The organism is Bradyrhizobium erythrophlei, from assembly GCF_042430365.1.
In the GTDB taxonomy this organism is placed as follows: Bacteria; Pseudomonadota; Alphaproteobacteria; order Rhizobiales; family Xanthobacteraceae; genus Bradyrhizobium; species Bradyrhizobium erythrophlei.
Genome location: NZ_JBHMET010000149.1, coordinates 1 through 6173, shown reverse-complemented (window position 1 = coordinate 6173; position 6173 = coordinate 1). Strand labels below are relative to the sequence as shown.

At 59.3% G+C, this 6173-nt stretch carries 6 protein-coding genes; 2 read left to right on the top strand and 4 right to left on the bottom strand.

Annotated elements, in window-relative coordinates:
• Positions 1-126: 126 nt before the first annotated feature.
• The gene (locus ACFFWD_RS23070) at positions 127-756 is read right to left on the bottom strand and encodes a hypothetical protein (RefSeq protein WP_376968839.1); all 630 of its coding nucleotides are present in this window, start codon (positions 754-756) and stop codon (positions 127-129) included.
• A 450-nt stretch (positions 757-1206) separates the two neighbouring features.
• On the opposite strand from ACFFWD_RS23070, the gene ACFFWD_RS23065 reads away from it, so the two are divergent.
• Together ACFFWD_RS23065 and ACFFWD_RS23060 are read left to right on the top strand one after the other, a co-directional pair.
• The gene (locus ACFFWD_RS23065) at positions 1207-1845 is read left to right on the top strand and encodes a serine hydrolase (RefSeq protein WP_376968837.1); all 639 of its coding nucleotides are present in this window, start codon (positions 1207-1209) and stop codon (positions 1843-1845) included.
• A gap of 404 nt (positions 1846-2249) precedes the next feature.
• Complete coding sequence (locus ACFFWD_RS23060; RefSeq protein WP_446680525.1) at positions 2250-3305, top strand: GGDEF domain-containing protein; 1056 nt, start codon at positions 2250-2252, stop codon at positions 3303-3305.
• 70 nt (positions 3306-3375) lie between these two features.
• On the opposite strand, the gene ACFFWD_RS23055 is transcribed toward ACFFWD_RS23060, so the two are convergent.
• The 3 genes from ACFFWD_RS23055 to ACFFWD_RS23045 form a co-directional block, all read right to left on the bottom strand.
• Positions 3376-4359 (bottom strand): AraC family transcriptional regulator, encoded by a 984-nt coding sequence (locus ACFFWD_RS23055; protein WP_376968835.1) that lies wholly within the window; start codon positions 4357-4359, stop codon positions 3376-3378.
• 244 nt (positions 4360-4603) lie between these two features.
• A complete protein-coding gene (locus tag ACFFWD_RS23050; protein ID WP_376968833.1) occupies positions 4604-5533 on the bottom strand; it encodes a hypothetical protein in 930 nt (309 codons plus the stop codon).
• A 235-nt stretch (positions 5534-5768) separates the two neighbouring features.
• On the bottom strand, positions 5769-6173 hold a 405-nt coding region (locus tag ACFFWD_RS23045; RefSeq protein WP_376968831.1), incomplete at its 5' end, for a hypothetical protein.

Here is a 6173-nt window from a genome sequence, read left to right as displayed (position 1 = left end):
GACCAGAATGCGGCGGTGGCCACCCGTCATGGTCTTTCTCCGACGATCGCCACCAGCCTGCCCAGTTTCTCTGCGCCAGAAAATGCGCCAGTGGCGATCATCACAATGACGTCGGGTCGCCAGCGGTTAGTAGCCGTAGTTGTAGCAGACGTTGACCCACTGCAGTCCATATCGCGTCCACGCTCTGCGCCAGCAATAGTCGTAGTTGTAGGCGGCGTAGACGAAAGGTACGCCGATGAACGCAAAGCGATGGAAGCGGTGATGGAAGCGGTGATGGAAGCCGGGGTGGAACGCGAAGCGTTGACCCGGCACGAATGCCGCACGTGCCGCAAAGGGCGCCCCCGCGAAACGAGCGCCGCCGAAATGCGGGCCTATCATGCCTCCGGTGCGCGGGCCTATGCCCGTGCCGAAGAAGCGGGCGCCGCCGAAATGCGGGCCTATCATGCCTCCGGTACGAGGGCCTAGGCCCGCGCCGCCGAAGCGGGCGCCGCCGAAGCCACCACCGCCGCCGATGGCATGCCCGCCACCGAAGCCACCACCGCCGCCGATAGCATGCCCGCCACCGAAGCCACCACCGCCGCCGATAGCATGCCCGCCACCGAAGCCGCCACCGCCGCCTCCTCCCATAGCATGCCCGCCACCGCCACCCATGCCACCACCACCGCCACCCCCTCTCTGGGCAAGGGCCGGTGATACAAGGGCAAGCGCGGAGGCGAGCGCACCCGCGATGAGGTAACTTGCGAGCCTGTTGCTCATCGAAGAATCCTCCGTTGTTGACGCGACAGCGAGAACGCCTGTCGCAGGAAGAACAACAATGAGGAGGCCGAAATTATTCAACGTCAAATGACTGATGTGACAGATTCTGACACCCAAGTTAGTATTCCTATCGAGGATCGGCTTGACGACGCTCGGCGGGACAGGACCCGAGATATCAGCACGCCGGAGCGCGCCTTGGACCGCTAATGGGTCACCAGCGTCGCCCTCTGCAACACTCGGCTGTCCATCAATTTCCGCTATGCCCCGTTCGCGACCGATGTCTTGTGGCGGTGCAACACGTCGCTCAAGGCCTATTGTTTACACATGCACTGCAGCAAACCAGCTCAACTTCGGGCATGTCACGACATTAAGTTGATGGCCGGATTGTTCAGCGCCGGGGGTATCGATGGGGCAGACCTAGCGGGATAACAAAGGCGACCGCCAGCAAGGATGGAAATGGGCTCTGTTACGGATTCTCCGCGCAAAAAGGAAATGCGACGCGCACGCGAGGTTTTACTTCGTTTTTGGGTCACTGCGGTCCACAACGGCCGCCGTGGTCAAGAACACTCAAGTATGAGCGGCGAGCTGCTCGGGCTCGTCGTCAGCCGCGCAGTCAAAATGTCGCTCGCCGACTATCTTTCGACACGGATTTGGCAAAAGCTCGGTGCCGAGGCTGATGCTGCGTGGGCTGTCGATCCTACAGGGCAAGAAGTGGCATACTGCTGCTTCATTGCGACACTGCGCGACTGGGCACGCCTGGGATTGATGTTGGCAAATGACGGTGCTTGGAACGGGCAGCAGATTGTCCCCAAGCAGTGGCTTCTCGATGCCACGACTGTCCCGGCCGATAGCTACCTACGCAATACGATTGCTCGGTCCTGGGGTTATGGATATCAGACTTGGCTGTTGCCAGGCGAGCGGCGGATGTTCCTTCTCTTGGGTATCCATGGACAAGATATCTTCGTGGATCCTCAGTCGAACCTAATAATGGTACACACTGCGGTGCGACCGAGACCTGTCGGCGATCCTAAAGCAGCTGAAGTGGTCGCCCTCTGGTATGCCGTGGTCGCGCAGTTTGGACATCGCTAACCCAATCGTCGGCTTTGGGTCTTGGATCGCCGTAGGGATGCCCGTTGCTGAGCCCCCCACCGGGTCGCGGAAGGCGGTCGCCCGCCTGGCTTTGCCGCGGCCGTCATCGCAGACGGCAGACTTCAACGCGCTTGCAAGGCGCAACCCGAGCAGATCCTCTCGCGCCTCGGCAAGAGACGCGGAGCGCAAATTGCAATGATCGTCCGACGTCTGTAGGACCAGGTTCCGCGGCTGACTAGATAGGCGATATGTTCGGGTTACCCGCACGAGACCCCCGGATTGTTCTCACGAAGAAAACTTCTGCGCGACCTGTCTGCCTGTGCGCGAAACGTCCACTGCGGCTCAACAGACTCTAGATCAAAGCGTGCTTTTCGTTTCACCGGCGAGACTCGTCCTTGTGAGACATGAACGAGCTTGCCCAGACCTTACGGAACGCATTCGGACAAATGATCGTGAACCCAGAACCAGATTTCGAGTACGCGGCTGCCATTGCTGATCAAGCCATCAGGTCCATGTCGCAGCAAGCCGTACCGCCAACTCCAAATAATTACGAAGTGTGGTTCACCTACTCTCTCGGCGCCTCGACGGATCTGAAGGGGGCGATCGATACACTGATAGGTCATGGGCAAACCTTCGATGCTTCGGTAAATCGTGAGCTTTTCCTTACCCATATTAGATCAGACGCTGCCGCCACTGCGATTTTTCAGCAACTACAGGCGGTAATGGTTCGCGCGAGAGAGTTCCTGAAGACGGCGATATGCGACAATCAAACGCAGATCGATTCGCTGCGCCACGTCTCGTCGGAAATCGACGTCGGCAAGGATCCACAGCTCTCTATCAAATGCCTCGTGGACGAACTCTCGAAGGCCATGATCCGCGCCTCGACGCTGGAAGCAAGCTTCGCCAGAACATCCCAGGAAATGGAGACAATTCGCGCCACTTTGCAGAAGTTGGAACGGCACTCGAATACGGACGCACTGACGGGCCTGGCCAACAGACGCGCGCTCGACGAGTTCTTGTGCACCGCCCAAATCAGCGCGGTGAAAGAGCGGGATCCGCTAAGCATCCTACTCGTCGATGTAGATCACTTCAAAGCATTCAACGATAGCTTCGGACATCAGATGGGCGACCAAATTCTTCGGTTGATAGCCAAGGTCCTTCGCAACTGTGTCCGTGCCGGAGAACTACCGGCCCGCTACGGCGGAGAAGAATTCATGGTCGTTCTTCCGCGCGCTACACTCAGAAGCTCTCAGGAGCTCGCAGAGCGGATTCGATGCACAATTTCGGAATGCCGGCTCACCCGTCGCTCCACCGGCGAATTCTTGTCCACGATGACGGTTTCGATTGGCGCCGCGCAACTCCGCGCGGGTGAGTCTCTAGCGGATCTCATTCAGAGGTGCGATCGCGCGCTCTATGCCGCCAAGAGAGCCGGACGAAATCAAACGATTGCGGACAATTGACAGGCTCAGCCGCTCATCGCCGGATTTCATGACGCGCGGCCGGCAGTCCAGATCGTAAGGCATCGGCCCTTCAGACGTTTCGCCGCACCAGCTCCGTCGGGAAAATACCGTATGCTTCCTTGAAATATCGGCTAAATCGCCCGGCATTCGTGAAGCCCCAGCGCAGGGCAATGTCCTCTACCGTAGTCGCCGGGGCGCGCAGGAGGTCCGTGCGCGCGCGCTCCAAACGAATTTGCCGCTGGTAAGCCGTGATAGAGACACCGACAAACCGACGAAAGCCGGCCTGGAGCGAGCGAAGGCTGACGCCCGACAGGGCAGCGAGCTCGGTCCCGCTCGGAAGCATTGTCGCATGATCATGGATGAAATCGACCGCGAGCTTCACATGGCGCGGCGCAATCATGGGTGGCGACCGGCGCAGTACCTCCGAATAGGTGTTCGGCCACGCCTCAAGGAGCAGGTCGACAAGTGTTTCGCGCACCCGCTCAGCGGTCAGCGTCGTTCGGTTGAGCTGCGGACCGAACTCCGGGCTCGTGATGCACATTACCAGTGCCTTTAATGCGGTGGCGCCGCTCGATGCCATATCGATCGACCGCTGGAAGGTGGGCTTTTCAACGACTGGACGGCCGAGCAGAACCGACAGCCTTTCGGCCAGCACAGGCCGATTGATCACCACGCCGCAAAATTCGTGGTTCGCCAGGAAGTCCATGGATCGGCAGGCCACGCCCTCTGCCGCCACGGCCGTTGTTGGCGAGCTGGCGAAGGTCTCTCGGCTCTGATGAAAAACGAGGCTGCCCGCCGTCGGAAAGAAAAAGAATACCCCGTCATAGTGATGCTGGGGGATCAATCTGAACTCTCCCGTGACGCTGCTCCGGCTGAAATCGATCCCGGCAACCACGCCATAGGTTCCTGACATGCTGAATCGATCGTTCGCGCGGGCCGCCTCGATCGTCACCGGCCCAAAGCGCTGGCTGATGAGATCCGCCAGCCCATCCGCGTCTTGCAGCTCGAAACTAACAACGGTCTGTGACGAGCGGGCAAGTGCCCGTTCCGACATGGTTTCCTCTCGTTACTGGGAGCCTGGCTCAGCACGCGAACAAGCGCTTGCCAGGGGCGATTGCCCGGGGGCGACCACCCCGCGCCTCGGACAATTGTCACACCCCGAACGCGCTCAGGAGCAAATGCGCGCGTTCAGGTTTCTTACGTGACCGCTCCGCCTGCACGAACGGTCATTTTGGTTGGTATCTGGTCATTTTAGTTGGTATCTCGCCCACCGCTGGTGCGAGCATGGTCCGACGCCGTTACCAGCACAACCGGGCGGCCCTCCCAGTCGTTGATGCAGCGGTATCGGCCGCCCGCAGCATCAAAGCGAATTCGAGCGCCGTTAGTGTTTCGTGCAAATGGATAAAGCTCGGAAGAATCCCGATGGCCTGCCCGCCCGGTGCATGAACGGTGAACAATCCCTGTCGTTCGCCCTTTTCAATCATGCGTCTGATATGGCCACGTGAAACCCGGAAGCAGCGCGCGAGCTGTCCATACGGACACGAGACAACGGCTGGCGCGGTCCGCCCTTTGTCCGTCAACGCGATCCAGAGCTTGAACATCACCTCTCGGCCGGCGTTCTGCCTCTGAAAGAGATGACACTCCGGAAGGGCCGACACGAGGCGGGCGCCATCCGCATAGAAACGCAAGCCCTCAGAATAGTATCGACCAATGAACTGGGTATCGTCGCGCATGACTTGGACATAATCGTGCGTTTCCGAAAAGAGCTGAATCGGCTTCAGCGTCGCGACAGTACTCGCTTCTGCGATCGCAAGGCCCATCTTCGTTGGCTCAAAACGTTTCACACGCCGATCTGACGACGCACGTACCTGGTCGAGGTAACCAGCGTGTTGCATGAGGGCGACGAGAGCAGCAACACGATTTGGTCCCGTAAGTTCAAACCGCGCCGCGAACGCCTGGAGGCGCGTGAGAGTGGCACCCGCACCTGGATCGTGGGGATCCCTTGAGTGATGCATCGCCAGCAGCGCAATACAGATCAGGTAGCGCGCTTCTTCGCTCATGATCCTGATGAGCGCAGACGTCTTCTCAAAATTCTCGGATACCAACTCCGCGTGAAGTCGCAGTGCCGATTGAAATGCCGGATGCGCCTGCAATCGCTTCGCGTCTTCGCGCACCCATACGGGCAGATTGAGATCATCAATGGGACGAAGCCGTTGTGACTCGGGCATTACCTCGTTGGCGACCCCAGAAGCCGCGCTCCTCCCCTTGGACAGCGCCGATGACCTCCATCGCATTGGCGACGTCACCTGGCGCCTCCTGACGTCGCTCATCCGAGCGCGGACCGCTCGCTGCCTCTACAACAGCTTCCATTTCGCTGCTTCACCTCCCTGGTACTGCTCTCGCAGCCTCATCGCGGCCTCGTTATCTCCAGCACGGGACCACCGCTTCAACACGGCTATCGCGCTAACCTACCGCGATTGCTCGCGTCAAAACCTCCAAATTGAAAGAGCGTCTGGCTGCATCTTGTCCTTTACTCTGCGCATTTTGTCTGGATATGCGCAAACTGTCCGACGTGATCGCGAACATTTGCCGCATGCCGCAAGGGTGCTCGAATCCCTTTCTCTTGTTGGCTTCGCCGATAGCGATCCAGGTCTTTGTGGCCCGGCGCAAGGCAAACGAGGATTGGAAGGTGTTCAGTGCCCCGCGCATTGGGCGAAACTCACAGCTCGGGACCATTTTTGGAAAGGCGTTGAGGAGTTGCCTCAGCAGGCCTCCGTCTCCTTGCTTCAACGCCGCCCGCTCGCAACCGCTAAAGCGGGATGAAGTTAGCTTGAATCGATTTGGGATTCCCAAATCGGGCGATTTCTG